The sequence below is a fragment of the Paenibacillus sp. JCM 9796 genome (genome assembly GCF_055379675.1).
Map to the genome: position 1 here is coordinate 5,040,824 of NZ_AP043723.1, position 25,794 is coordinate 5,066,617.

26 protein-coding genes and 1 tRNA gene are annotated in these 25,794 nt (G+C 53.6%); 22 read left to right on the plus strand and 5 right to left on the minus strand.

What is annotated here, in order from left to right:
• Nucleotides 1-50 precede the first annotated feature (50 nt).
• A complete protein-coding gene (locus ACZ439_RS24220) occupies nt 51-350 on the plus strand; it encodes a putative quinol monooxygenase (protein ID WP_054798249.1) in 300 nt (99 codons plus the stop codon).
• Between the two features lie 476 nt (nt 351-826).
• On the plus strand, nt 827-2,155 hold the full coding sequence (locus tag ACZ439_RS24225) for a TIR domain-containing protein (RefSeq protein WP_127608451.1): 1,329 nt from the start codon (nt 827-829) through the stop codon (nt 2,153-2,155).
• Nucleotides 2,156-2,690: 535 nt separating this feature from the next.
• Here the strand turns inward: ACZ439_RS24225 and ACZ439_RS24230 are convergent.
• The 3 genes from ACZ439_RS24230 to ACZ439_RS24240 all read right to left on the minus strand — a co-directional run bounded on the left by ACZ439_RS24230 (nt 2,691) and on the right by ACZ439_RS24240 (nt 4,714).
• Nucleotides 2,691-2,840 carry a hypothetical protein gene (locus ACZ439_RS24230; protein ID WP_155615679.1) on the minus strand — a complete coding sequence of 50 codons (150 nt, stop codon included), beginning with the start codon at nt 2,838-2,840 and terminating at the stop codon, nt 2,691-2,693.
• Nucleotides 2,841-3,111: 271 nt separating this feature from the next.
• Nucleotides 3,112-3,318 (minus strand): hypothetical protein, encoded by a 207-nt coding sequence (locus ACZ439_RS24235; RefSeq protein WP_127608449.1) that lies wholly within the window; start codon nt 3,316-3,318, stop codon nt 3,112-3,114.
• 397 nt (nt 3,319-3,715) lie between these two features.
• The gene (locus ACZ439_RS24240) at nt 3,716-4,714 is read right to left on the minus strand and encodes an NYN domain-containing protein (RefSeq protein ID WP_464620300.1); all 999 of its coding nucleotides are present in this window, start codon (nt 4,712-4,714) and stop codon (nt 3,716-3,718) included.
• A 348-nt stretch (nt 4,715-5,062) separates the two neighbouring features.
• Between ACZ439_RS24240 and ACZ439_RS24245 the strand changes: the two genes are divergently transcribed.
• The 6 genes from ACZ439_RS24245 to coaD all read left to right on the plus strand — a co-directional run bounded on the left by ACZ439_RS24245 (nt 5,063) and on the right by coaD (nt 8,403).
• Nucleotides 5,063-5,134, plus strand: a tRNA-Lys gene (locus ACZ439_RS24245).
• A gap of 206 nt (nt 5,135-5,340) precedes the next feature.
• Nucleotides 5,341-5,475 (plus strand): hypothetical protein, encoded by a 135-nt coding sequence (locus tag ACZ439_RS24250; RefSeq protein ID WP_464620301.1) that lies wholly within the window; start codon nt 5,341-5,343, stop codon nt 5,473-5,475.
• 327 nt (nt 5,476-5,802) lie between these two features.
• Complete coding sequence (locus ACZ439_RS24255) at nt 5,803-6,243, plus strand: DUF4372 domain-containing protein (RefSeq protein ID WP_464620302.1); 441 nt, start codon at nt 5,803-5,805, stop codon at nt 6,241-6,243.
• The gene (locus ACZ439_RS24260; protein ID WP_464620303.1) at nt 6,210-6,800 is read left to right on the plus strand and encodes a transposase; all 591 of its coding nucleotides are present in this window, start codon (nt 6,210-6,212) and stop codon (nt 6,798-6,800) included. Before ACZ439_RS24255 ends, ACZ439_RS24260 begins: the two co-directional genes overlap by 34 nt.
• 469 nt (nt 6,801-7,269) lie before the next feature.
• Nucleotides 7,270-7,821 carry a 16S rRNA (guanine(966)-N(2))-methyltransferase RsmD gene (gene rsmD, locus ACZ439_RS24265; protein ID WP_054798241.1) on the plus strand — a complete coding sequence of 184 codons (552 nt, stop codon included), beginning with the start codon at nt 7,270-7,272 and terminating at the stop codon, nt 7,819-7,821.
• 66 nt (nt 7,822-7,887) lie between these two features.
• Complete coding sequence (gene coaD, locus ACZ439_RS24270; protein ID WP_054798240.1) at nt 7,888-8,403, plus strand: pantetheine-phosphate adenylyltransferase; 516 nt, start codon at nt 7,888-7,890, stop codon at nt 8,401-8,403.
• 17 nt (nt 8,404-8,420) lie between these two features.
• Here the strand turns inward: coaD and ACZ439_RS24275 are convergent, their stop codons facing one another.
• The gene (locus ACZ439_RS24275; RefSeq protein ID WP_054798239.1) at nt 8,421-9,707 is read right to left on the minus strand and encodes a nucleoside recognition domain-containing protein; all 1,287 of its coding nucleotides are present in this window, start codon (nt 9,705-9,707) and stop codon (nt 8,421-8,423) included.
• A gap of 149 nt (nt 9,708-9,856) precedes the next feature.
• On the opposite strand from ACZ439_RS24275, the gene ACZ439_RS24280 reads away from it, so the two are divergent.
• Entirely contained in the window at nt 9,857-10,942 is a 1,086-nt protein-coding gene (locus ACZ439_RS24280; RefSeq protein ID WP_054798238.1) for a SepM family pheromone-processing serine protease, read from the plus strand.
• Here the strand turns inward: ACZ439_RS24280 and ACZ439_RS24285 are convergent.
• Nucleotides 10,939-12,201: a nucleotidyltransferase gene (locus tag ACZ439_RS24285; RefSeq protein WP_464620304.1), complete on the minus strand. Its 1,263-nt coding sequence runs from the start codon at nt 12,199-12,201 to the stop codon at nt 10,939-10,941. The two genes, ACZ439_RS24280 and ACZ439_RS24285, sit on opposite strands and share 4 nt — an antisense overlap.
• Nucleotides 12,202-12,335: 134 nt before the next feature.
• Here ACZ439_RS24285 and ACZ439_RS24290 point away from each other — a divergent pair, with 134 nt between their 5' ends.
• From ACZ439_RS24290 to ACZ439_RS24350, 13 genes are all read left to right on the plus strand, one after another.
• On the plus strand, nt 12,336-12,860 hold the full coding sequence (locus tag ACZ439_RS24290) for a YceD family protein (protein ID WP_054800294.1): 525 nt from the start codon (nt 12,336-12,338) through the stop codon (nt 12,858-12,860).
• A gap of 45 nt (nt 12,861-12,905) precedes the next feature.
• Nucleotides 12,906-13,079: a 50S ribosomal protein L32 gene (gene rpmF / locus ACZ439_RS24295; protein ID WP_127604602.1), complete on the plus strand. Its 174-nt coding sequence runs from the start codon at nt 12,906-12,908 to the stop codon at nt 13,077-13,079.
• A 163-nt stretch (nt 13,080-13,242) separates the two neighbouring features.
• Complete coding sequence (fapR, locus tag ACZ439_RS24300; protein WP_054798551.1) at nt 13,243-13,851, plus strand: transcription factor FapR; 609 nt, start codon at nt 13,243-13,245, stop codon at nt 13,849-13,851.
• Nucleotides 13,835-14,830 carry a phosphate acyltransferase PlsX gene (plsX, locus tag ACZ439_RS24305; protein WP_464620305.1) on the plus strand — a complete coding sequence of 332 codons (996 nt, stop codon included), beginning with the start codon at nt 13,835-13,837 and terminating at the stop codon, nt 14,828-14,830. The genes fapR and plsX overlap by 17 nt, the downstream gene beginning before the upstream one ends.
• Before the next feature lie 6 nt (nt 14,831-14,836).
• A complete protein-coding gene (locus ACZ439_RS24310) occupies nt 14,837-15,823 on the plus strand; it encodes a beta-ketoacyl-ACP synthase III (RefSeq protein ID WP_155614355.1) in 987 nt (328 codons plus the stop codon).
• 42 nt (nt 15,824-15,865) lie between these two features.
• Nucleotides 15,866-16,804 carry an ACP S-malonyltransferase gene (fabD, locus tag ACZ439_RS24315; protein ID WP_464620306.1) on the plus strand — a complete coding sequence of 313 codons (939 nt, stop codon included), beginning with the start codon at nt 15,866-15,868 and terminating at the stop codon, nt 16,802-16,804.
• A gap of 79 nt (nt 16,805-16,883) precedes the next feature.
• Entirely contained in the window at nt 16,884-17,624 is a 741-nt protein-coding gene (gene fabG / locus ACZ439_RS24320) for a 3-oxoacyl-[acyl-carrier-protein] reductase (protein ID WP_054798548.1), read from the plus strand.
• A gap of 164 nt (nt 17,625-17,788) precedes the next feature.
• Nucleotides 17,789-18,022, plus strand: a complete 234-nt coding sequence (gene acpP, locus ACZ439_RS24325; protein ID WP_054798549.1) for an acyl carrier protein — start codon at nt 17,789-17,791, stop codon at nt 18,020-18,022.
• Nucleotides 18,023-18,201: 179 nt separating this feature from the next.
• Complete coding sequence (gene fabF / locus ACZ439_RS24330) at nt 18,202-19,440, plus strand: beta-ketoacyl-ACP synthase II (RefSeq protein WP_127604594.1); 1,239 nt, start codon at nt 18,202-18,204, stop codon at nt 19,438-19,440.
• A 117-nt stretch (nt 19,441-19,557) separates the two neighbouring features.
• Entirely contained in the window at nt 19,558-20,262 is a 705-nt protein-coding gene (gene rnc / locus ACZ439_RS24335) for a ribonuclease III (protein ID WP_127604592.1), read from the plus strand.
• A gap of 114 nt (nt 20,263-20,376) precedes the next feature.
• Nucleotides 20,377-23,952 carry a chromosome segregation protein SMC gene (gene smc / locus ACZ439_RS24340; protein ID WP_464620307.1) on the plus strand — a complete coding sequence of 1,192 codons (3,576 nt, stop codon included), beginning with the start codon at nt 20,377-20,379 and terminating at the stop codon, nt 23,950-23,952.
• A gap of 152 nt (nt 23,953-24,104) precedes the next feature.
• Complete coding sequence (gene ftsY, locus ACZ439_RS24345) at nt 24,105-25,103, plus strand: signal recognition particle-docking protein FtsY (protein ID WP_127604588.1); 999 nt, start codon at nt 24,105-24,107, stop codon at nt 25,101-25,103.
• A gap of 325 nt (nt 25,104-25,428) precedes the next feature.
• The gene (locus tag ACZ439_RS24350) at nt 25,429-25,779 is read left to right on the plus strand and encodes a putative DNA-binding protein (protein ID WP_054798472.1); all 351 of its coding nucleotides are present in this window, start codon (nt 25,429-25,431) and stop codon (nt 25,777-25,779) included.
• The last annotated feature ends 15 nt before the right edge of the window (nt 25,780-25,794 follow it).

Genomic DNA, 25,794 nt, shown 5'->3' on the forward strand with positions numbered 1-25,794 from the left:
GCGATCCCCGCACTTGGTAAACAGAATCGTTACATCAGGAGGATGAACCCGTGATCGCATTTACAGCTACGTTAAAAGCAAAGCCTGGAAAAGAAAAGGAACTTGAAGAAGCGCTGATTCATATGGTGTCACAGGTGCAAAACGAGGAAGGGGCGTTGGCGTATACCCTGCTCCGGGCCAAAGACGATCCGGGCCAATTTACATTCTACGAAAAGTATAAAGATCAAGCGGCCTGGGATTTCCATGACAACACTCCGCATATACGGGAATTGCGCGAAAAGTTTGCCTTGCTGGTAGATGGAGAAATTAAGCTGACCCATTATGAAGAAATCGCATCCATCCGCCGGTAATTTTTTTGAACGTAGAGATACAATAATTTCTTTGTCACGGGACATCCTACATAAGGACGGTGACAAGAGAGGTGTGGTTTTCGTTGGGCGATCTAACGAGCAATACCAGGGAAGTTGTTATTGAAACCAAATAGGAGCGAGGGGATGTGCCAAAGACACATTAATGTAGTGTACAACTGCATGGTGTGATCAAGGTTTGACCCGAGGTTCAGAAGGTTCAAGGCAGTGTACCCATTCCATCACCGTCAAGGGACTCCGAGAGGAGTCCTTTTTATTTTGCGGCGCGACGGGGAACGTATGTTCCGGAGATATGAGATGAGATGACCAAGCCCGGCAGGACAATGGCCATTACAAAAAAACGATATACTTTTATGGTGATATTTGTTATTTTTTATATGATTGAACTATAGGGGTGTTTCCAATGGTGCAGGAACGTTTGTGTATGGTGACAGGCCATCTTTCGAAGAGGTGCACAGATGAAAGTCTTTATTAGTTACAGCCATGAGGATAAAGATATAACCAATCGAATTGTACGCGAATTAGAAACAGCGGGTCACCACATTTGGCTGGATTCCTGGAGAATCGAACTGGGTGACAATATTTTTGAAAAAATTAAAGAGGGCATTGATAACGCGGATGCCATCATCGTCGTCATCAGTAAAAATTCTCTGAACTCCAGAGGGGTGTTAAAAGAATTTTCGGCAATGGCGCTGGCAGATATATCAAGGGGCAGCAGAAGGATCATACCGGTCCTCATTGACAAAAGCAGCGTGCCCAGTTATCTTTCGGAAATCAAGTATTTAGATTTATCGTCTAACTTTGAAGATGGACTTAAAGAGTTAATCGAAAGCTTGTTCGATAGAGTCGAAGATGGATTTACAGCAGCGGCATCGAACACTTTTACAGTTTCGCACGATAAAGATATTAAAGTCATTGCCAAATCGTTGTCGGACGGAAGGCTCACCTTGATTTGCGGAGCCGGTATTTCCATAAGTGCGGGGATTCCGGCTTGGAATGTGCTATTAAATAAACTATTGGAATCCATGATGACCCGAATATCGAATAATCATGATATTTCAATCGATTTCAGCAATATCGATGACATTAACAGCAGATATTCCAGTCTAATCATCGGCAAGTACCTGAAAAATAATCTGGGCGATGACTTCCAGGCAGAAGTGCGCAATGCCCTGTACTCCTCCGATATTAGGATTAACGATACGATCGAATCCATAGCAAATCTGGCACGGCCCCAACGGGATCGCAAACCGCTTGATTCCATTATAACCTTTAATTTTGACTCGCTCATTGAAGAGCATCTTACTAACAATAATATAAAAAATAAACCGATTTATTGTGAAGGTTTAAAACACAATTCCGATGAAATCCCCATTTATCATGTGCATGGTTACTTGCCAAGATCAAGCCCTATTCCAAAGGATTCCAATATTGTGTTTAGTGAGGATTCCTATCATAGTCAATTTATCGAACCTTTCAGCTGGTCCAATCTTATTCAGCTCAATAAGTTAAACCAGAACACGTGTCTATTGATTGGTTTAAGTTTAACGGATCCTAATTTAAGGCGCTTGCTGGATGTGTCCTCCAGGAAAAATTCAGAGAAGAAAATCAATCATTATATTATTAAGAAGGTACCTACAACTTATCGCGGGGATACTGAGATCATAGATAGACTGGCTTTTTTATTGGAAGAGCAGGATGCGAATGATTTAGGGCTTAATGTATTGTGGATTCATTCGTTCGAAGAAATTCCCGACATTTTAAATCGAATCAATATTGAATCATGATGATGTAGAATGACTAGAACAGGGATGAATGCACTCAAGTCAGGAAAAAATACGGCAACGCGTATGTGTTTACTGGAAGTGCGTGATAAACTGGATCAGGCGAATATAGTCCTCGATAAACATAGGATTCGCAGCTGCAAGCTGGCCCTGTACCCTACAGACGTCAGCTTGTTTGGTTTTCGTTTATAAGAAAAGTGCTGGAAGGTTGTACAGCCGATTAGAAGCATGGAGAAGTTGGAGCAGATGAGGTCAGTTTTCAGAAAACGGTCGGAGCGCGACTGGTTTCTGCTGGTGATGGGCGTTAACGTGGGCTGCGGATCGGTGACCTGCTGCAGCAGATACTTAGCTACAGCGTGCCGAGCATCACCATGCGATACATGGGGACCAACCAAGACATTATAGACGAAGCTATTGGCGACTTTCACTTGTGAAGTGCAGCATCGGATTGATCCCCTATGAAATCCCGATCATAGATGCCGGAAGCCACCCTATTCCTAAATGTCTACACAAATGGATTCACTGCGGGGTCTATAATTTAAATAATCAAAAGCTTTTTGAGGATGAATTCAATAAATCCTTGCTTCTTACGTTTTCTTTTCGATCTAGGTATAAATGGAGATTCATGGGCACTCTTTCTTGAGAGAAGCAGGTTTAGTTCTTCTTGAGTCAAGCCGGCTTCGAACATGGTGATTCAACTCCTTAATAACATCGTTCCCATTAAGAATATCGGCAACCTCGAGCACTAACTGAATAGGGAGAAAAGGGGAATCTCTTTCGCTTTCCAAAGGAATGAGATTTTAGGGTGGACGGGAATCCCGGAACGATTGCAGGCGGCAGTGACAACGGATATCTTGATGTTGTGTTCGACGGCAAATATTTCGAGGAGAACTGCCATCCATGGTGGCGGACAGGTCTGAAAATGATGTTTCTCCCTCTAAAGGGGAGAAGAGGCCATCTTAATGCCCCTCTTCTCTGTGCTGCGATTGCTCCTTACAGCTGTCCTTGTATAAAAATTTTAAGAAGAATAGCGGCGACGTGTAGAGTTCGGTACTTCCTAAAGTCTCCGCCCAACTAATAATAACTAAGAAAGGCAAAAGACCTATGACGAAGACAGCTAAGAACAAGCCAACAGAAAGCGATAAAAGTGCTTTTCTGATCGACATACTTCCCACCTCCCGTCTGTCTTTATCTTCTATGTATATGCATGAAGGCTTGGTCATATTTGGGAAAAGCCGAAACATGTCCGGAATGGCTAGCATTCGAATGGATTCCATCCCTTCACCGTAGTTCAGAATCCTACAGATGGAATGAAATGTATATAAAAAAATAGGTTAATGCTTCATGCTGGTATTCACATCATGCGGCAACTAACTCCCACGGAGCTGGCGGACATTACCCCCGATCGAACTATCTTTTCCTAAATACAAAGACACGAAAAAGAGGAGGGGTATCTCCCCTCCTCTTTTATAACGAATAGTGCTGCTAAGTGAATAAAATAGTGTATAGAGGTTAACGCATAATTGAGTAGTAAGGTAATATTAACCATTTTGGGTGCATAAGTCAACAAGAACTTGTGTGCGTGTCTGTCGTAGCAGCAACCTGAATTGCTGTTTCTTGGATTAATCGAATTCCTAGTTCTTTTAATAAGACAGACGACTTCTTCTTGCCATCATCCATAATCTTAATTCCTTCATAAATATATTCACTTACCTGTAGCTTTTCGATTAGTTCGCTGGCTGCATTAGCTGGAATTGAAAAGTTTTTTGCAAATTGGTCTCGCAACCATCCTGATCCTAAGAACAAATTACGTCCAGCATTTTTTGTATGCCAATCTTTAATAAAAACTAATGCTTTTAAAACGTAATCATTAATATTGTATGTTGTAACGTCTACGTTTAAAAACGTTAATAGATCTTCACTATAGTTAGCAAATGAGGTTAGATCAACATGTTTAGGTGCAGAATCTGAAAGATAAAAAAGCTCCACTTGCTTACTTTTATAAGTCATTCGGCTGATGATTGGTATCATATCACTATCTGCCGTCACAAAGACATAGCAAGATACATTAGGATCTTTGTATGTATGTTCAATGGCATCAATGCATAACTCTATATCAGAAGAATTTTTGCGTTTATCTCCTTCTTTTCCGTTTGAATAAACGTGTCTGATTTGAATTCTTTTCTTCTGCAGACTTGTAAGCTGTGTCTTTATTTTTTCAAAATCAGCGTAAGCTCTGAATGTCCTTACCTTGTCCTGTCCGTATCTACTCCATAGTTTATGGAACAAGTTTTTACTGGGATCGTCATGATTGGGATCGTGTGAATAATTGTTCATTAGTGTCCAGTATACGTTGTCATAATCAACGAATATAGCGACATTGTCCAGCTTATTTTTCTTATTTAAATTACTAAAAGCTTTTTCTGTTGATAGGCTCATCATTTCTGAAAAAAATTTAAATGCATCCAGACTTTCTTCTGGGGGTGGGGCTGCTGTTTCAGAATTAATCGCTTCTTCTTCTAGTTCTTCTGAGTATCTTACTAAATCAGTATCTTTTTCCATAAGTACTCCTTTGTTTTCTCATCCAGTAAGAGGATGGGCTAAGATTTAGTTTTGAAATTAAGTCTACAACAAAAGCCCCATTTTGGCGATATTTGGGATAAATTTTATTTTAATACATTGGTAAGACATTCGAGATAATATACCTTGGTTGCAATAACCCACGCAAAGACCGATCGAATTCCGCACACTAGAGAATCGCGCCATTACTGCCTGGAATGGCAGCATCGCGAGCTTTCCAGATTGAGTGAATCGCATATGGTTAACCTAATAGAATGTACGAATCCCCGCTAGCTACGGCTGGTGGGGGAGTTGATTTTTTATCGTAAAGTGATATAATATACTCAATTCAGGTCCGTAGCTCAATGGCAGAGCAACCGGCTCTTAACCGGTAGGTTGTGGGTTCGACCCCCACCGGGCCTATATATAAATATGCTCCTACTGACCTTTAATTAGGTTAGTTTTTTATTTTTCAAAGAACAAATCTATGTAAAGGCCAGCCATGCACGGCCAGCTCGTGGCGGGACCTGCGACCGTACCCACTACAGGAACTTTAAATTTATTGACAATACGACATGCATGATGATATTGTATACATGGCCGCGTCGTTCCAAGGGAGGAATGTACGCTTGGAAAACAACAACGGCAGTAATAACGGAAGATTTGATCCAAATCAACTTATAATTATTGCATTAATTATCATTGCTTTAATTATCATTGTCCTATTTGGAATCCTAGCTATTATGAAAAGTGGACCAGGGTGAGTTTTGTTTTAGATAATTCTCTTTCTCACCAACCAATATCAATCAATCCAATGAAGTGTCAATGATTTAATAATAATGGAAGTCGCGGCCAACTCTCTTCATTGGGGGTTGGCCGCAAATGTAAATTATGTGTGATAATGAAAAAATTCTCGTCAGATTCTTAAAAGAAACTGATGAGAATTTTTTTTCATTTTTTATCACTAGCGTTGCATTAATGTTCTCAGAATCATCGCAATATTCGGTCTAATGGTCATTCGGACACGAAAAAATCCTTTACAATGGAATGGAAGGTAGTACCTGTCCATAATCCACTGAAAAGGATCAGCCATGGACAAGGATACCCTATTTTCTTCATTTGGTAAATGGATTTCTCCTATTTGTGCAAAAACGTTCACGGAACGCGTTCACGAAGTGGAGCAAGATAAGTATGTCAAGAAGCTTACCACTCTATCGTACCTTAAGCTGTTCTTGCATGCCCAAATTCAACAGCGTGATGGGCTTCGTGAAATTGCCGCCGATGTACTGTGCAAAGACTTTCAGAAGGAGCTCGGCATGAAGTCGATCTCCGCTTCCCAGCTCAGTCGCAAGCATAATCAAGTCGACTCTGCTTTGCTGGAACAAGTATTTATGTCGTTGGTACTTCAAATTCGTCGAAGTACAACTCCAAGTTTCTTACGAAAAGACTTCAAGATCATCGACTCCACAACCATTGGTCTTTGCCTGAAGAAATCCAAGTGGGCCGAATCCGAAAAACAAAAGCGGGTTTGACGCTTCATTTTCGCCTGGCCTATATGGACGATGAGACTGTTGTTCCCGAGAAGGTCATCCTGACACCGGCCAAGAAGAACGATCGCAGTCAATTGGATGCTTTAGCGGACGAAACAGGCTGTACCTACGTCTATGATCGCGGCTACATGGATTACGCTAAGTTTGACGATTACTGTGATCGTGGCATTTTCTTTGTAACTCGAACCAAAAAGAATACAGTGATCCGCCCGGTCGAATCGTTCAAGCTGCCAATAGATGCAGGTGTACTCACGGATGAGATGGTCTATGTCGGTACGCCGCAGAAGCGAATGGAAAACGTATTGCGCCTCATCCCCATCGTGAATTCCGAAGATAATCCGGTCGCCATCCTAACCTACCGCTTTGACTTAGATGCTGATGAAATCGGACAGATATACCGGGAACGATGGGCGATCGAAACCTTTTTCAAATGGTTGAAAGCAGCATGTGCGAATCAAGATTCAGCAGCGAGATGGTTAGCTCAGATTCATTACAAGCCGAGTCGAACATCCGTAGGCAGACGAAAGAAAACGAAGTAAACGAGATTACACAACCCTTGGTATAAACTATATAAATTTACCAAATGGACAGGCTACCTTTAGGTGATCTACCTTTTGGCGGATGGGCAAAATCTCGATGTCTGAATACTTCGACATATTGTAGTAGTGAGTTTTATGCAACGCTAGTGAACCGTGATGAAATATCAGGAATACAAGAAAATTCTTATCTATCCAGGGTTTATTGAGGGTTATAACAAAATTCGGGCCCCGTCTCGCGACGAGGCCCTTTCATGGGAGAGGAGAAACCGGACGAAGAGCTTATGGGGAACGTAAGTCTTCTCCGCGGTTGTCTACGACATTTTCGGATGTCGATGATATAAGGATGACCGCAATAACGGTAAGTTATACATCGGGTGACAAATTTTTTTCAAAGTCCTTTGTGCAATGTTTGTCGTTTATGGTACGATAGCGATGACAATCCATGCAAGCAGAAGGAAGGCTTTTCGACATGAGAGTGATTTCGGGGGATGCCCGGGGACGAGCGCTGAAAGCGGTGCCGGGCACGGGGACCAGGCCTACGACGGATAAAGTGAAAGAAGCGGTATTCAGTATGATTGGTCCGTATTTCGACGGCGGACAGGTGCTTGACCTGTTCGGGGGTACGGGCGGACTCGCGATTGAGGCGCTCAGCCGCGGGATGGAACGCGCGGTTTTGACGGATACCGACAAGAAAGCGATCGATACGATTCGGCAAAATTTGCAGGTAACCGGTTTCGCGGACCGTGCCGAGGTGTATCGCAATGATGCAAGCCGGGCATTGAAGGCGCTTGCGAAGCGGGAGGTCAAGTTTGATCTCGTGTTTCTCGATCCGCCTTATAAATTGAAGGTGATCGGCGGCTTGCTCGAGCAGCTTTTGCAGGACGAGCTGTTGGCGGAAGGCGCCACGGTCGTTGTCGAGCATGATGCGGAGGATCGTTATGACGATCCGGTAGGGGAGCTCGCCCCGTTGCGCCGAGCGGAGTATGGGGATACGGCGATCACCATTTTCCGTAAGGGCTGACGAAGGATGGAACCTGCGTGAACCGACATAATAGAGGGATGTATACAGAGGGAGCTGACCGTACGAATGGATGCAAGTGTGCAACGAAGTGATAGAGTGGCGGTATACCCGGGCAGTTTCGATCCGGTGACGAACGGGCATTTGGACATTATCCGCAGGGCGGCGAAGGTATTTGACAAGCTGGTCGTCGCGGTGCTGAACAATACGAGCAAAAATCCGCTGTTCACGGTGGAGGAACGTACCGAGCTGCTGCGCAAGGTGACTGCCGACTTGCCGAATGTGGAGATCGACAGCTTCCGCGATTTGCTGATTAATTATATGAAGCAAAAGGATGCGCAATTGATCGTCCGGGGGCTGCGGGCCGTTTCCGATTTTGAATACGAGCTTCAGCTCGCGTCTACGAATCGCAAGTTATGCGAGGACATCGAGACGTTCTTTATGACGTCCACGCCGAAATATTCCTACTTAAGCTCGAGCATTGTTAAGGAAGTCGCCCGCTTCCACGGACCGGTGGTCGACTTGGTGCCGCCGGAAGTGGAGCGGGCGCTGCGCGGGAAATACGGGAGCAGGCCAAAGGCGTAACCGGCGTTAGAGGCCGGTTACGCCTTTCGTCCCCGCCCACGTCGGAACAAGAAGGCGGCGAATACGGACAGGACAAGCATGACGAGCAGCACGCTGCCGAACTGCAGCATCATCGGGCTGATGAACGGCCACCCCTGGTTCTGCTCAAGCGACCAACCGCCGTTCCAGGCGGCAATCGGCGCCCAGGTAGACACAGCGGCGCCTTCCTGGAAATACTGCAGGAGCGGGCGCCAGGCCAGCAAGGTCAGGACAAAGGCGATGCCGCCGTGCTGCAGCCTTGCCGACAAGAAGCGGACAAACCGCAGGTCGGTTGCGGCGGTGAAGCTGCGCACCTGGGCGTGCGTGGATAGCCCGCCCCAAGCGAGCAGCGCGCTGAGTGCGGCATACCCGAGCGAGGACGCGCTCCCGGGAGGGCCGACCTGCTGCGTCATCGCATAAGCGCCCAAATGCGGCTCGATGATCCCGGTCATCAAGGCGGTCAACAGCGACGCAGCTTCGCCTTGTCCGATATCGCTGACAACAGCGACGACGATGGAGGTCAGCCCGTCGATCATACCCGTCAACGGGATCGCTTGAAGCAGGACGGAGAACATCATCATATAACCACCGATGACGAACAATTGCTGGACGCCGGAAGATACCGCGTCGCCAAGCAGCTTGCCAAACGTACGGCCGTCGCGGCTGCGAGCATCTTCCAGCGTATGCCAGAAGCGGCTAAGGAAGCCGCGTTCGCCCGGCTGCGTGTCGTAAACGCTCCGCGCTTCGTTCGCCCGCTCTGCGCGAAGGCGGTGCGCCAAGGCCATCAGCAGCGCCGAGCCGTAATGAATGACGGCGAGGGCAAGGCCGGCGGGCGCGCTGTGCAGGAAGCCGACGCCCACGACGCTGATCAAGATGACAGGGCTCAGCAGATGGGATACGGCGAGCAGCCGTTCGCCTTCGTCGCGCGTCAGCTGCCCGTCCTTGCGCATGCCGCCGATGGCGGCGGCACCCGCCGGCATCCCCGCCGTGAATGCGATCGCCATCACGAAGCCGCCGATGCCAGGCACGCGGAACAGGATGCGGAACAGCGGTTCGAGCAGCACGCCTAACGCGTGCAGAGCGCCGAGACCGCGCAGCATCTCGGTGAGGATCAGGAAGGGCAGCAGGGCGGGGAAGACAAGCTTCCACCAGAGCTGCAAGCCTTGTAAAGACGATTGAAATGCCAGGTCGGGGAATAAGATGATGCTGATGACTAAAGCAAGCGCCGAGGCGCCTAACAGGAGCGTCGTGAATTTGGGGGAGAATAAGCTGGATAACCGCGGCATACGAACCCCTCCGGCTTGTCAGAATGGTACATGTTTACGCTTGGCCCGCATGGATTAGACCTGACGGGCGTACGATAGACAAGAACCGGGAGAACCGGAAGAGGCAGATTCGGGTAGAAGATCCGATACGGGAGAGAGAGGAGAGCCGTATGGAGGACAGAAGACATGTGAAGCAGGCGTCCCGCATCGTATTTAGCGTCTTTATCGCGATCGGGCTGCTGTTTATCGTTTATTTTATTCCGCTGCCGCTGTATGTGTTTAAACCGGGTACGGCGGAGGTGCTCGCGCCGATGGTGCAAGTCAAACAGGCGGCCGGTGCGGATCGCGGCGAGTTTATGCTGACGACGGTGGAGCTTAGCGACGTCAATCTCGTCAGCTATGTGCTGTCGTTCGTGAGACCTTATCAGGAACTTCGGCTCAAGAAGGAGCTGCTGCAAAACAACGAAACCCGCGAGGAGTACTCGCAGCGGCAAGAAATTGTGATGCTGACCTCGCAGGCGGACGCGATTCAGGCGGCCTACAACAAGCTAGGGGTGCCGTATCATATTCAGAAGGACGGCGTCGTGGTCCAGCAGGTGTACCCCGAATTTCCGGCGAGCGAAACGCTGCATGCGGGAGACTACATTCTGGAGATTGACGGGCAGGCCATCCAAACGTATGAAGAGTTGCGGGCTGCGGTGGGAAATAAACAAGCGGGAGACACGGTCAAGATCGTTTACAAGCGAGGCGGCGTCACCCGAACGAAAGACATTGCGCTGGCCGTGCTTCCGGAACAGGAAGACGTGGCGGAGAACGCCAAGCGCGTGGGACTGGGCATTGTGCCGGCTGAAGTACACAGCGTGAAAGCGGAATCGCCCGATCATCAAATTGAGATCAAAGCCGGAGAAATCGGCGGTCCGTCCGCCGGACTTATGTTTGCGCTTGAAATTTATAACCGGTTAAGCGCGGAAGATATTACGAAGGGGTATAAAATCGCCGGTACCGGCGAAATTGATCCCGACGGCAAGGTCGGCGTCATCGGCGGCATCAAACATAAAGTCGTGGCCGCCGACCGGGCCGGGGCGGAAATTTTCTTCGCGCCCGAGGACTACAAGTCGCCGACCGGCGGGACAATTCCCAATTACTCGGATGCCAAGGCGAGGGCGGAGGAGATGGCTACACCGATGAAAATCGTGCCGGTCGCGACGCTGGACGACGCTTTGAAGTATTTGGCTGCGTTGACGCCGAAGCCTTAATCGTCCGGATTGCCGGTAGAGGCTAACCGCACCGGCGGCTCGTAATAATCGCGCAGCCAGTCCCGCGGACCGGAATCGCGGTAAGCCAGCGCGTGCACGGAAGTCGCACGCACATCCATCGCTAAGAGAGGCGAAGATTCCCGGGTCACTTTCGTGATGACGGGGACCTTCGCTTTCGTTTTCATCGCCCGCAGCAGCTCGCGTCCGCGCGGGCTGAAGCCCAGCACGCGAATGTACGGCGCCCCTTGCCGCAGAAGCTCCGGCGCAAGGTCCGCCTTGCGGTGCTCGAGCAGGATGCGCAGCAGCGTCCGCTGCAGCTTCGTGCGGGTATACCGCCGTGTCTTGAGCCGTTCCAGCAGCGCCTCCACCGTCCGTCCGCTGCGGGCCTCCTCAGGGTCCATCTCGCGAAGTGCCGCGGCGATGCGGTGCTCAAGTCCTTCGTTGACCTCGCAGCAGTCGGCAAGCCGCTCCGGCGGCTGGGAGAGCAGCTTGTGCAGCAGCGGCTGCGCGAACAGTTCCCAATGCACCGGCGCGCGGCCGGCCCGCCATTCGCGCTCCAGGATGTCTGCCGTGGCTGGCGGCACGTAAGGGCGAATGGCATCCAGCGAGCCGCCGCCGAGCAGCAGCTTGCGCAGGGCGGTAGCGCTGGCAATGCAGCCGTCGGTCACGTCCGCTTGGTTGTAATCCGCCTTCGTGCGGCGGATCGTCCTGGGCGTTATGGAGCTGCCCAGCCGATGCAGGGCAATCAAGTAATGCAGGCCAAGCGTATTGTTCGGCTTTGCCAATTCGTCAACGTCTGCGCCGGGCACGAAGCGGGCGACGGTCCGGCTGTAAGCGGCCGGGTAAGGCAGGCCGCCGGCAAGCTCTTCCCGCAGCAGGGCCGCGAACGCCGGCGGCTCGCGGTGCAGCAGCTCGGCTGCGGCGCTCAGCACGGACAGGTCGCCGCTCTCGCTGCCGAAGCAGAGGCTGTCGACGACGCCCGTCGCCTCAAGCACGGACACCGCACCGTACGCGAACCATTCCGCGGGCTGCGCGGCATAAGCGACGGGCAGCTCGAGCACCAGATCGGCGCCCATGGCGAGCGCCATCTCCGCGCGAGCCCACTTGTGGACAATCGCGGGCTCCCCGCGCTGCAGGAAGTGGCCGCTCATGACGCAGACGGCGGCGTCTGCGCCCGTTTCCTTTTTCGATTGTTGGTAATGATAGCAGTGACCATTATGCAGCGGATTATATTCGACGATAAGACCTACTGTACGCATGGCGGCGATTCCCCCGGATATTTGACTCCTGCTGTCTATCGTTCTATGATTTTACATGATAGCATGAACTGAAAATGTTGACAAAAGGTGAAGCGAGTCGATATAATAATCTTTGTTTGTTTGGAGTGATGCCCATGTTTATACAACTGAAGGAATTGGCGACCAAAGGCTCGATCCGGCTGGAAGGTCAAGAGGATCTCACCGACAACCTGCCCAAGACGGGAAGCTTGCTCGGATACGGACCGCTTCAGGTTCGGCTCGAAGCGCGTGATGTCGAAGGCGCGGCTGAAGTTGACGGAGAACTCGAGATCGACGTCGAGCAATCGTGCTCGAGATGCTTGGCTCCGGTGGCGCAGCATGTGACGGTCCCTTTTCATGAAACGTTCGTGAAGGGTGAAGAGAAGGCGATCGATGAAGAGAGCGACGAGGACGAGGAAGACGACGACGTTCTCTACGTAACCGGAGATCGCATTGAACTGAAGCCTTATTTGGCGGAAGCAGTCATGCTGTCGCTTCCGTTCATTCCGTTATGTAAAGAAGATTGCAAGGGCTTGTGTCCCGTTTGCGGTACGGATCGCAACGAACGCGAATGCGGCTGCAAGCAGGAGAAGGTTGATCCGCGATTGGCCGGGCTGGCGGACTTTTTCAAGAACGAGTAGCTCCGGGGCGCCGAACGCGTGAATTCGTTGAAGGAGGTGGGAAATATGGCAGTACCTCAAAGGAGAACGTCCAAAACACGCCGTGACAAGCGTCGGACTCACTTTAAATTGGAAGTACCGGGTATGGTGAAATGTGACAATTGCGGCGAATTGAAGTTGGCTCACCGCGTTTGCAAATCTTGCGGCACGTATAAGAACAGAGAGATCATCAACCAGTAATTTCATACACACACAAAGAGATAGTATCCGCCGCCAAGGTTGGGTGCTATTTTTTTTGCCTGTCCTCGCTTCCCTTTTCTTGCCGAATCCAGTATACTTTTCTTTATGACTTGGTCATAAGATATAGTGTAAATCATAGGATATACGTAGATTGGATCATAAGGTGGTGCTCGCGATCGAACGCCTTCCCAAAAGACAACGCCAGCAGCAACTGGCGAAAGCTATTGAACAAAATCCTTTCATCACCGACGAGGAGTTGACTCGGCTGTTTCAGGTCAGCATTCAGACGATTCGTCTGGATCGGCTCGAGCTCGGGATTCCGGAGCTGCGCGAGCGGATGAAGCTGATGGCCGAGCAGTCTTACGACCAAGTGCGTTCGCTGCCGCTTCACGAGGTGATCGGGGACGTCATCGACTTGCAGCTCGACAAGAGCGGGATATCGATGTTTGAAATTAAAGAGGAGCATGTGTTCTCGCGAACGAAAATCGCGCGGGGCCACCACATCTTCTCGCAAGCCAATTCGCTTGCCGTGGCGCTCATTAACGATCAGGTTGCATTGACGGCGGCCGCGGACATCAGGTTCGTCCGCCCGGTTCGCCTTTCCGAAAAATGTATTGCCAAAGCATATGTACGTTCCATCTCCAAAGGCAAAGCTAAGGTGGAAGTGTTTACTTACGTTGGCGACGAAGTGGTGTTCCAAGGCAATTTTATTATTTATCACGCGAGCAAAGACCGCTCCGAAGGAGGAGAACTGCATGCGGATAGCGATTGACGCGATGGGCGGGGACCACGCCCCTGCGGCGCAAGTGGAAGGCGCGCTGCTGGCGGCTGCGGAATGGTCCGATACGACCGTCGTGCTCGTGGGCGACAGCGCCCGAATCGAACCGCTGCTTCAAGGCAGGAAGCCGGCGAATGTGGAGGTCCGTCATGCCTCGGAAATCATCGAAGCCGAAGACGAACCGGTGAAAGCCGTCCGGCGCAAGAAGGACGCTTCGATGGTAATCGCCGGGCGTATGGTAAAAGACCGCGAGGTCGACGCGATGATCTCGGCCGGCAATACCGGCGCGCTGATGACGACGGGGCTGCTCGTGGTCGGCCGGATTAAAGGGATTGAGCGTCCGGCGCTCGCTCCGATGCTGCCGTCGCTGGACGGCGAAGGGGTGCTTGCGCTGGACTTGGGCGCGAATATGGACGCGACGCCCGAACAGCTTGTGCAATATGCGATTATGGGCAGCATCTATCGCAGCAAGGTACATGGCCTGAAGGAGCCGCGTGTAGGCTTGCTTAACGTCGGTACCGAAGCGATGAAAGGCAATGAACTTACGAAAGCGGCGTACCTGCTGCTGGAACAGGCGCCGGTTCGATTCGTCGGCAACATCGAGTCGCGCGACATCTTGAAGAAGCCATGCGACGTGATCGTCTGCGACGGCTTCGCCGGCAACATTATGCTGAAATCGCTGGAAGGAGCGGCTTCGGTCATTTTTTCCGTGCTCAAAACGGAATTCACGCGCACGTGGTATACGAAATTGGCCGCAGCTGTCGTGAAGAAGGGAATCGGGCAGTTCCGGAAAAAGATGGACTACAACGAGCACGGGGCGGCGCCTCTGCTCGGCGTGGACGGGCTCGTGCTGAAAAGCCACGGCTCTTCCAACGCGCTCGCCATCAAGAATGCCGTGCGCCAAGCGCGCATTGCGGTTTCGAACGAACTGGTCAGCAGTATACGGGTGGAAATCAGTAACGGAAGCGAGTGACCTAAGATGAGTTTATTGCCTGTCGGCATCATCGGTACGGGTAAATATGTGCCTGAACGGGTGTTAACCAATCAGGAGCTGGAACAAATGGTGGAAACGAACGATGAATGGATCGTCTCCCGGACGGGCATCCGCGAACGCCGGCTCGCGTCGAGTGAGCAAGCAACGTCGGATTTGGCGTACGAGGCGGCGCTCATCGCCCTGCGCAATGCGGGCGTGAGCGCCGAGAATCTCGACTTGATTATCGTGGCGACGGTGACGCCGGACATGTCTTTTCCGTCCACCTCCTGCATTTTGCAGGAGAAGCTGGGCGCCAAGAAGGCGGCTGCGTTCGACCTGTCCGCGGCCTGCTCCGGTTTTATATACGGTCTCGCGACCGGCTCGAACTTTATAGCGACCGGCGTGTACAAGAATGTGCTTGTCGTGGGAGCGGAATGCTTGTCCAGGATTACGGATTACACGGACCGCAACACCTGCATTTTGTTCGGGGACGGGGCAGGCGCGGTCGTGCTCGGCCAAGTGCCGGAAGGACGCGGTTTCAAATCGTTCGAGCTGGGCGCCGACGGCACCGGCGGTCCGCTGCTGAGGGTAGCCGCCGGGGGCTCACGCTGTCCGGCAACGCCGGAGACGCTTCAAGGCAAAGATCATTTCATCTATATGGCCGGAGCGGAAGTGTTCAAATTCGCCGTTCGCATTATGGGTGGTGCGGCGGAAGAAGCGCTTCGCAAAGCGGGTCTGGAGAAGAGCGACATCGATCTGCTCGTTCCGCATCAAGCGAACATCCGGATTATTCAATCGTCGCTGCAGCGTCTGGAGCTCAGCGAAGACAAGTGCATGATCAACTTGGATAAATACGGCAACATGTCAGCAGCCTCGATCCCGGTGGCTTTGGCGGAAGCCGCGGAAGCGGGACGGGTCCGGGAAGGCGACTGCGTCGTGCTTGTCGGGTTCGGCGGCGGTTTGACTTGGGGCGCATCCGCGCTGATTTGGTAACAACGCGATCGTAAGGGGTCAATCGTTGAAGGAGGCTTTCTGATGGGGAAATTGGCATTTGTGTTTCCGGGACAAGGGGCGCAGGCGGTCGGCATGGGCAAAGACATCGTCGAAGCCGACCCGGAGGCGAAACGCGTATATGAGGCTGCGGATGAAGCGCTTGGTATGGCGTTAAGCCGCATTATCCTGGAAGGACCGGAGGCCGAGCTGAAGGCGACGTACAACACGCAGCCGGCGCTCTTGACGACGAGTATCGCCTACCTGGAACGCTTCCAGGCGCGCTACGGCTTGAAGCCGGATTATGTCGCCGGCCACAGTCTGGGCGAATACTCGGCGCTGGTGGCGGCGGGCGTTATGAGCTTCGCCGATGCGGTGCGCACCGTGCGGGCGCGCGGGGAGTTCATGGAAGCCGCCGTGCCGAGCGGACAAGGGGCCATGGCGGCCGTTCTCGGCGCGGACCGCGAAGCGCTGAAGTCGCTGTGCGCGTCAATCAGCGGCGAAGCTGGCATCGTTGAACTGGCGAACTTGAACTGCCCCGGCCAAATTGTCATATCCGGCAGTGTGGCGGGCGTTCAGGCCGTCGGCGAGCGGGGCAAAGAGGCGGGCGCCAAACGGGTTATTCCGCTTGAAGTGAGCGGTCCGTTCCACTCTTCCATGATGCGTCCGGCTTCGGAGAAGCTGGCCGGGGTGTTGTCCGGCATCGAGATGGCGCGCGCTGCAATTCCCGTTGTCGCTAACGTCAACGCCCGGCCGGTACAGGATCCGGCGGAAATCCGCAGCCTGCTCGTGGAGCAAGTATACAGCTCCGTCCTGTGGGAAGACAGCGTAGTCTGGTTGATTGCCGAAGGCGTGGATACGTTCGTCGAATTCGGCAGCGGCAGCGTGCTGGCGGGGCTGATCAAAAAAATCGACCGCAGCGTTACGGTGCATTCGATCAACAGCTTGGAAGCGCTCGAGAAATTTCAAATCGAATCCGTGTGACCCCAAGGGTTGGGGTTGCTTAGGATCGGAGTTCCGCGCGAAGTTATCTGCCGGAACGCGAATCTGGGAGGGATAACGTATGCTTACGGGAAAAGTGGCGCTCGTGACGGGCGCATCGCGCGGGATCGGCCGCGCCATCGCGGTTACGCTTGCCGAAGCGGGCGCCGATGTCGTCGTCAATTATGCGGGCAGCGAAGCGGCGGCGGCGGAGACGGTCGCGCTGATCGAGGCTCTCGGACGCCGTTCGTTCAAGGTGCGGGCGAATGTCGGTTCTTCGCAGGAAGTGGACGAGATGTTCAAGCAAGTGCTGGAGACGTTCGGCCGCATCGACATTCTGGTCAACAACGCCGGCATTACGCGCGACAATTTGATCATGCGCATGAAAGAGGAAGAGTTCGACCAAGTGATCGAAACGAACCTTAAAGGCGTGTTTAATTGTGTGAAAGCGGCTACGCGTCCGATGATGAAACAGCGTTCCGGCCGCATCATCAACATTTCGTCGGTCGTCGGCGCGCTCGGCAACGCGGGACAGGCGAATTACGTGGCGGCCAAAGCCGGCGTCATCGGGATGACGAAGGCGACGGCGAAGGAGTTGTCCTCCCGCGGCATAACGGTCAACTGTGTTGCTCCGGGCTTTATCGAGACCGACATGACCGACAAGCTGTCCGAAGAACTGCGCTCCGGCTTGCTTCAGCAAATTCCGCTCGCCCGTCTCGGGAAGCCGGAAGATATCGCGAAAGCGGTGCGGTTCCTGGCGTCCGACGATGCGTCTTACATGACCGGCCAAACGATACACGTCGACGGCGGCATGTATATGTAACGGACGCCACGGCAACAATGAGCAAAGGTATTCGGTCGTAAACGCCCGATTTCGGGCGATATGCGTCGAAAACGGAAGTCCTCGTGTTTTTTTAACTGCGATTGGGGCTGGCTATGGCAATTTGTCCATAAGTTAAGTATAATACCAAAGAGGAGGTGAACCGGATGTCCGACGTAATAGATCGCGTAAAGCGAATCGTCGTTGACCGTCTTGGCGTTGATGAGGCGGAAGTGACCTTGGAAGCATCGTTTAAAGATGATTTAGGTGCCGATTCTCTCGATGTAGTGGAGTTGGTTATGGAATTGGAAGATGAGTTTGATATGGAAATCTCTGACGAAGACGCAGAGAAAATCGCTACTGTAGGTCAAGTAGTTGAGTACATAAAATCTCATACGTAAGACGTATAAGTCCCGTTACTGTTAAGCGACGGGACTTATCTCCATCTCCGCCTAACGAGGAGCGAAGCCCGGTATATAAGCGCTCTCCTGTTTGACGTAATTGGCTACTAATTCTGGTGACAACGAGAATCGGACGATGCCGGTCTCGGTGCAACCATATTCATAGAGGTGGGTTTATAGTGAAGCAAAGAGTCGTGATAACCGGTCTTGGTGTTATGTCCGCGCTCGGCCGCGAAGTGGAAACGTTCTGGTCGAATTTGCTTGCGGGGAAATCCGGGGTCAGCACCATCGAATCGTTCGATGTAAGCGAGTACCCTACACGGATTGCTGCAGAAATTAAAGACTTCGTTGTTGAAGAATATGTGGATAAGAAAGAAGCGCGCCGCATGGACCGTTTCGTTCAGTTCGCCGTTGCGGCGACGCTGAATGCGTTGAAGGACGCGCAGCTCGACGTTCGCGAGCAAACCGATCCCGAACGCGTCGGGGTGTATGTCGGCTCGGGAATCGGCGGTTTGTCGACATGGGAAGAGCAGCACAAGATTTTGCTTGAAAAAGGACCGAAGCGCGTCAGTCCGTTCTTCATTCCGATGATGATCGCGAACATGGCATCGGGCCAAATTTCGATGATCACCGGCGCAAAAGGCCCGAACAGCACGGCGGTTACGGCTTGCGCAACGGGAACGCACTCGATCGGCGACGCCTACAAAACGATCCAGCACGGCGATGCCGATGTGATGATTTGCGGCGGCGCGGAAGCGACGATCAGTCCAACGGGCGTGGCCGGCTTCTGTGCGCTGCGCGCCATGTCTACCCGCAACGACGAGCCGGAGAAGGCGAGCCGGCCGTTCGATACAGGCCGCGACGGCTTCGTGATGGGAGAAGGGGCCGGGATTTTGATTCTGGAGTCGCTGGAGCATGCGCAGAAGCGCGGCGCCCGTATTTACGGCGAAGTGATCGGATACGGGATGAGCGGCGATGCATACCATATGACCGATCCGGATCCGGACGGCGCGGCCCGCTGCATGGTGAAAGCGGTCAAGGACGCCGATATTCCGTTTGAAGCGATCGATTACATCAATGCGCACGGCACGTCGACCCCGGTCGGGGACAGGTCTGAAACGACCGCGATCAAGAAAGCGTTCGGCGACCATGCCTACAAGCTGGCGGTCAGCTCGACCAAATCGATGACGGGCCATCTGCTTGGGGCGGCCGGCGGCGTCGAAGCGCTGATCTGCGCGCTCGCATTGAAGAACAGCATCATTCCGCCGACGATCAACCTCGACAATCAAGACCCGGAATGCGATCTGGATTACGTGCCGAACACGGCGCGTCCGGCGGATCTGGGCATCGTGATGTCGAACTCGTTCGGCTTCGGCGGCCACAACGCCACCATCATTTTGAAAAAATACGAGGCGTAACTTGCCTCACCAGAATTTGATCCTGCACGATGTTTAATGGGGCTGGGCGAGCTTGGCGGAAGTTACGCATTAGGCGCCCAGCCTCATAACCAATAGCCTATACGAAGGTGATACGACATGCATCGTAATTTAAAACAGTTGCAATCGGAGCTGTCCATCCCGTTTGGGAATCCGGACCTGCTAAGGCAGGCGTTTACGCATTCGTCCTACGTGAACGAGCACCGCATGGGTCATCATAAGGACAATGAGCGCATTGAATTTTTGGGAGACGCGGTGTTGGAACTTACGGTATCCGAATATTTATATGAGAAATACCCGGACCGGACAGAAGGAGAATTGACGAAGCTGAGAGCTTCAATCGTTTGCGAACCTTCGCTCGTCGGTTTTGCCGAGCAGCTCCAATTCGGTTCTTATGTGCTGCTAGGCAAAGGCGAAGAGCTGACTGGGGGACGCACCCGGCCTGCGCTTTTGGCGGACGTGTTCGAATCGTTCATCGGGGCGCTGTATCTGGACCAGGGACTCGAGGTGGTGCGCATGTTTTTGCAGCGGCATATGTTTCCTTACCTGCCGGAGCAGGGGCGGTTATTGACGGCCGATTACAAAACCTTGCTGCAGGAGCATACGCAGCAGCACAATCTCGGTCCGCTTGAGTACAGAATCGTGGACGAACGCGGACCGGCGCACGAGCGGGTGTTTATCGCCGAAGTGTTTCTGCACGATCGGATGCTCGGGCAAGGGGCGGGGCGCTCCAAGAAAGAAGCGGAGCAGCATGCGGCTGCCGGGGCGCTTGAAGCTTTGAAGGTAAGAACGGTGCAATCGTAAAGCAAGGAGGAGCGGCGGCCGGTGGTCGCCGTTTCTTTTTTGCGGCCCGACCGGGATCGGGGTATCTACGAAGCGCTGAGGATGTGTTACAATAGCCGTAAGAGGTGAGCCAATTTGTTTTTGAAGCGTATTGAGCTTTCGGGTTTCAAATCATTCGCCGACCGCACCGAACTGGAGTTCGTGCAAGGCATTACGGCGGTCGTCGGCCCGAACGGAAGCGGCAAGAGCAACATCTCCGACGGCATCCGCTGGGTGCTCGGGGAGCAAAGTGCGAGATCGCTGCGCGGGGGCAATATGCAGGATGTCATTTTTGCCGGAAGCGATGCGCGTAAAGCGGTCAATTACGGCGAGGTGTCGCTGACGCTGGATAATGCCAGTCAATCGCTGCCGCTTGATTTTAACGAAGTGACCGTGACCCGGCGGGTGCACCGGAGCGGGGAAAGCGAATATTTAATTAATAAACAGCCGTGCCGTTTGAAGGACATCACCGAGCTGTTCATGGATACCGGGATTGGAAAGGAAGCGTACTCGATTATCGGGCAGGGCCGGATCGAGGAAATTTTAAGTACGAAATCGGAGGACCGCCGGGGTATTTTCGAAGAAGCTTCGGGGATCGTCAAATATAAATCGCGGAAGAAGGAAACGGAGAAAAAGCTGCAGGAAACCGAGCAAAACCTGCTTCGGATTCATGATTTGGTGTCGGAGCTCGAGGATCAGCTGGATCCGCTTCGCACGCAATCCGAGAAGGCGATTCGCTTCAAGGAATTGAAGGAAGAGCTGAAGTCGAGCGAAATCGCCATGTACGTGTATCAGATCGAACAGATTTACGAGACGTGGGCGGATACGAACACGAAGCTGGAGACGTTGAAGCAGTCTCAGCTGGAGCTTGCCGGTTTCGTCAGCGCGCACGATGCACAGCTCGAGACCGACCGCTGGGAACTGCGGCGCTTGGAAGAAGTCGTCGAAGGGCTGCAGGCGAGCTTGCTGCAAATCAGTGAGGAGTTCGAGAAATGCGAAGGCCAGGGCGAAGTGCTGAAGGAGCGGAAGAAGAACTACGCTTCGAACCGCGCGCAGCTGGAAATTACGGCGAGGCAGCAGGAAGGCCGCTTGGCGGACAAGCAGGCCGAGCTTGGGGAGCTGCGCGGGAAGCTGCAGGCGGTCGCAGGCAGGCTCGCCGAAACGCAAGGGATGCTGCGGGCCGAGGAGGACCGGCTGCTCGGCGTAGCCGGCGGCATCAGCAGCGCCGAAGAAGACCGCTTGAAGACCGAGCTGCTCGAGCTGTTGAACCAAACGGCGAATGCACGCAACGAAGCGCGTTATGCGGAGCAGCAGCTGGAGGCGCTGTCACGGCGCATGGGCCGGCTCGGCGACGAGCACCGCAAATGGCGGGAGCAGCAGGACGGCATTGCGGCGCGTAAAGCTGAGCTGGAGCTCCGGCTCGCGCAAGCGGTCGCCGGCATCGAGGAGGTACGTAACCGTTATTTGCAGGTGAACCAAGGTCTGCGCGCGAAGCAGACACTTTCGGACGAAACGCAGGCGACGGTGCGCAAGTGGGAGCAAAAGCTGGATGCGCTTATTTCACGGCGGGACACGATGAACGAAATGGCCAGCGATTACGACGGCTTCATGCACGGGGTTAAGGAAGTGCTGAAGGCCAAAAGCCGCGGCGATCTTCGCGGGATACGCGGCGCCGTGGCCGAGCTTGTGAAAGTGCCTGCCCAGGTGGAAGTGGCGATGGAGACCGCACTCGGCGGGGCGCTGCAGCATGTCGTCGTCGAGAGCGAGGCGGAAGGCCGCGAAGCGATCGCCTTCCTGAAGCGCCGTCAGCTCGGACGCGCCACGTTCCTGCCGCTTGATGTCATCCGCGGGCGGTCCATTCCGGACAGCGAACAGCGCGCCATTCAAGGCATGGACGGCTTCGTCGGCATAGCGGTCGATCTCGTGCAGTTTGAGGAGACGTACCGGCATATCGTCGGCAGCTTGCTCGGCAATGTGATCGTCGCCCAGACGCTTGAGGTGGCGAACCGCATTGCGGCGCGCGTTCAATACCGTTACCGCGTCGTCACGCTGGAGGGGGACGTCGTCAACCCCGGCGGTTCGATGACCGGGGGAAGCCAGCAGAAGAAAACGACCAGCTTGCTCAGCCGTCAGCGGCAAATCGAGGAGATGGATAAAGAAATCGCCGTCTCCCAGTCGCAGCTGCGCGAGCTGCGTGCGAAATCGGAAGCGATGCGGCAGGAAGTCGCCGATGCGAACAAAGAGCTGGACGAGCTTCGCGCTCTGGGGGAAACCCGGCGCATCGAGGAGCAGCAAATTCGCGCATCGCTTGCGCCGCTTGACAGCGAAGCGAAGCAGGCGGCCGAGCAGCTGGAGCTGTACGGGGCCGACGATGAGTCGCTCTCGGCGGAACGCACGGAGCTGGAGCGCAAACGCGCTGCCGCCCTGGAAGCATTGGAGCGTCTTGCGAAGGAGGAGGCCGATCTGCAGCAAGCGATCCGGGATGCGGAAGTTCGCCGGAAGGCAAGCGAGTTCGCCAAGGAAGAGCTGCAGTCGCAGCTGACCGATCTGAAAGTGAAGGTCGCCTCCCAAATGCAGGAGAAGCAATCCCTCCAAGAGCAGGAACGCCGGATGTCGGCGGAGCTGGAGTCGATCCGGACCGAGCTGGAAGCATGCCGTTCTGCGCTCCGGCAGCTGGAAGCGGACATGGACAATCATGATCAGGCGACGATTCGGCAGATTGAGCAGCTGAACGAATTAAAGCTGAAGAAGCAAGAGGTCGCCGAACAGCTGGACATGAAACGGGCCGAACGGGCAAGCGGCGTGGCCAAGCTGGAAGCGGAGGAGAACAAGACGAAGGAGCAGCGCAACGAGCTGCGTGCGGTCGAGGAGCAGCTGAGGCAAACCGAGGTTCGGGTGAACCGGTTGGATGTCGAGCTCGAGAACTTGTTGAAGAAGCTGTCCGAGGACTACGAATTGAGCTACGAGCTGGCGAAGGAGCGGTTTCCGGTGCCGGAGGACGTGCTCGGTACGCAAAACAAGGTGCGCGACCTGAAACGCGAAATTTCGATTTTAGGCGATGTCAACTTGGGGGCGATCGAGGAGTATCAGCGCGTCAATGAACGGTTCCAGTTTTTGTCGGAGCAGAAGAACGACTTGGTTGAGGCCAAGACGGCGCTGTATGCGGTCATCCGCGAGATGGACGAAGAAATGGCGAAGCGATTCCGCTCAACGTTCGACGCGATCCGCTCTCACTTCGTCGTCGTGTTCGCGAAGCTGTTCGGCGGCGGCCGCGCGGATCTGATCTTGTCCGAGCCGGATAACCTGCTCGATACGGGCATCGAAATCGTCGCTCAGCCTCCTGGCAAAAAGCTGCAAAACCTGCAGCTGCTGTCCGGCGGCGAGCGTGCGCTGACTGCGATCGCGCTGCTGTTCTCGATCATCCGCGTCAAGCCTGTGCCGTTCTGCGTGCTCGATGAGGTGGAGGCGGCGCTGGACGAAGCGAACGTCACTCGTTTCGCCGAATATTTGCGCGAGTTTTCGCAGCAAACGCAGTTTATCGTGGTGACGCACCGCAAAGGCACGATGGAGGAAGCCGATGTGTTGTACGGCGTGACGATGGAGGAAGGCGGCGTGTCCAAGCTCGTGTCCGTCCGGCTGGAGGAAGACGAAGCGATTATGGAGGCCGGCTGATCCGGGCTAGCAGGCTCGCCCTTCCCGGGTGCGGCTGCCGGCCTGGTAGCTTCCTTCGGCATGTTTGGCGGAAATAGCGGAACTGTGGTATCTTAATTTACGCCGATAACCGAAGAAGATTCGCTTATTTTACATAAAAGGTGGATGGTTTCGTGAGTTTTTTTAAACGATTGAAGGAAAGCATTTCGTCCAAAGCCGAGGCGGTGACGAGCAAGTTTAAAGAAGGGCTTGCCAAGACGCGGGATGTGTTCGTCGAACGGGTCGAGGATTTGTTCACGCGCCGGAAAAAAATCGACGAGGAGTTTTACGAGGAGCTTGAAGAGATTCTGATCGGGGCGGACGTTGGCGTAAATACGGTGCTGAAGCTGATCGAGGAGCTGCGCGCCGAGGTGCGTAAACGCAAAATTGAGAGCCCGAGCGAGCTGCAGCCGATTTTGTCGGAGAAGATCATCGCCCTGCTGAAGGGGGAAGAGCACGCCGCATTGAACATGGCTGCCAGCGGGCTGACGGTCATTCTGTTTGTCGGCGTCAACGGTGTCGGCAAGACGACGACGATCGGCAAGATGGCGCATATGCTCAAGTCGGAAGGCAAGAACGTGCTGCTTGCCGCGGGCGACACGTTCCGTGCCGGTGCGATCGAGCAGCTTGAAGAATGGGGGAGGCGCGTCGGCGTCGACGTCATCAAGCAGCAGGCCGGGTCCGATCCGGCGGCGGTCATGTTCGATGCGCTGCAAGCGGCCAAGTCGCGAGGCGTCGACGTGCTGCTGTGCGATACGGCGGGACGGCTTCAGAACAAAGTGAATCTGATGGAAGAGCTGAATAAAATATTCCGCATCATCCGCCGGGAGGTGCCGGATGCGCCGCACGAAGTGCTGCTTGTGCTCGACGCGACGACCGGTCAGAACGCGCTGATGCAAGCGAAGCTGTTCGACGAGAAGTCCGGGCTAACCGGTCTCGTCCTGACGAAGCTGGACGGGACGGCCAAGGGCGGTATCGTTGTGGCGATTCGTCAAGAGCTGAAGCTGCCGGTGAAATTCGTCGGCCTCGGCGAGAAGATGGACGATCTGCAGCCGTTCGACTCCGATCAGTTCGTACACGCGTTGTTTAACAAATGGGTGGAAGCGGAGAAGGAAGAGACGTCCCAAAGTTAGCAGTGAACAGGCGGAAGCCTGCTGCCGAGACCAAACCGTGGATGGGCCGGGGCCTGTCCGTGTGTATATCTTGGGCGCTGGCGGAGAGCAATCCGAAAGCAGAGAACAGTCTGGTTGCAATTGGAGAGCAGTCGGCGCGAGCCCGGCATCAGCCTGAGGAGCCATCCAACAGTTGACTGAGTGTCCTGCAGGGGCAAGGCGTACGGCGCGCATCTTCCGCTTATAGCCTGACAAGGAGAAAAGCTTGACATCTGTTGATCGTTTCAGTATGATAAGTGATGTTGTCTGCTGTAAAGTGTTTTACCTTAACGGAGGTGAGGCGCGGATGTCGGAAGAGAGCGTCCTCCAGAAAACCAATCGGATCAACCTGCTGTTCGATTTTTATGAACGTCTGCTGACCGAGAAGCAGCAAGTGTTTATGAAGCATTATTTTCACGACGATTATTCGCTCGGGGAAATCGCAACGGAGTTCAATATTAGCCGCCAAGCGGTCTACGAACATATAAAGCGTGCCGAATCCGTGCTTGAAGAGTACGAATCGAAGCTGAATCTGCTCGTCAAGCATGAGGAGCGCGGACGGCTATTGGAGCGAATGACCGCTCTAGCGGACGCGCTGCCCGACGATGAGAAGCGTCAGCTGCTTGAGCTGGCGGATCGGCTGCAAACACTCGACTAAACGCGGGGGATATTC

Bases quoted from the DNA above. Each gene is read 5' to 3' on its own strand.
- ACZ439_RS24225 (WP_127608451.1), top strand. From the start codon at position 827: ATGAAAGTCTTTATTAGTTACAGCCATGAGGATAAAGATATAACCAAT.
- ACZ439_RS24230 (WP_155615679.1), bottom strand. From the start codon at position 2,840: ATGTTCGAAGCCGGCTTGACTCAAGAAGAACTAAACCTGCTTCTCTCA.
- ACZ439_RS24235 (WP_127608449.1), bottom strand. From the start codon at position 3,318: ATGTCGATCAGAAAAGCACTTTTATCGCTTTCTGTTGGCTTGTTCTTA.
- ACZ439_RS24240 (WP_464620300.1), bottom strand. From the start codon at position 4,714: ATGGAAAAAGATACTGATTTAGTAAGATACTCAGAAGAACTAGAAGAA.
- ACZ439_RS24255 (WP_464620302.1), top strand. From the start codon at position 5,803: ATGGACAAGGATACCCTATTTTCTTCATTTGGTAAATGGATTTCTCCT.
- rsmD (WP_054798241.1), top strand. From the start codon at position 7,270: ATGAGAGTGATTTCGGGGGATGCCCGGGGACGAGCGCTGAAAGCGGTG.
- coaD (WP_054798240.1), top strand. From the start codon at position 7,888: ATGGATGCAAGTGTGCAACGAAGTGATAGAGTGGCGGTATACCCGGGC.
- ACZ439_RS24275 (WP_054798239.1), bottom strand. From the start codon at position 9,707: ATGCCGCGGTTATCCAGCTTATTCTCCCCCAAATTCACGACGCTCCTG.
- ACZ439_RS24280 (WP_054798238.1), top strand. From the start codon at position 9,857: ATGGAGGACAGAAGACATGTGAAGCAGGCGTCCCGCATCGTATTTAGC.
- ACZ439_RS24285 (WP_464620304.1), bottom strand. From the start codon at position 12,201: ATGCGTACAGTAGGTCTTATCGTCGAATATAATCCGCTGCATAATGGT.
- ACZ439_RS24290 (WP_054800294.1), top strand. From the start codon at position 12,336: ATGTTTATACAACTGAAGGAATTGGCGACCAAAGGCTCGATCCGGCTG.
- rpmF (WP_127604602.1), top strand. From the start codon at position 12,906: ATGGCAGTACCTCAAAGGAGAACGTCCAAAACACGCCGTGACAAGCGT.
- plsX (WP_464620305.1), top strand. From the start codon at position 13,835: ATGCGGATAGCGATTGACGCGATGGGCGGGGACCACGCCCCTGCGGCG.
- ACZ439_RS24310 (WP_155614355.1), top strand. From the start codon at position 14,837: ATGAGTTTATTGCCTGTCGGCATCATCGGTACGGGTAAATATGTGCCT.
- fabD (WP_464620306.1), top strand. From the start codon at position 15,866: ATGGGGAAATTGGCATTTGTGTTTCCGGGACAAGGGGCGCAGGCGGTC.
- fabG (WP_054798548.1), top strand. From the start codon at position 16,884: ATGCTTACGGGAAAAGTGGCGCTCGTGACGGGCGCATCGCGCGGGATC.
- acpP (WP_054798549.1), top strand. From the start codon at position 17,789: ATGTCCGACGTAATAGATCGCGTAAAGCGAATCGTCGTTGACCGTCTT.
- rnc (WP_127604592.1), top strand. From the start codon at position 19,558: ATGCATCGTAATTTAAAACAGTTGCAATCGGAGCTGTCCATCCCGTTT.
- ACZ439_RS24350 (WP_054798472.1), top strand. From the start codon at position 25,429: ATGTCGGAAGAGAGCGTCCTCCAGAAAACCAATCGGATCAACCTGCTG.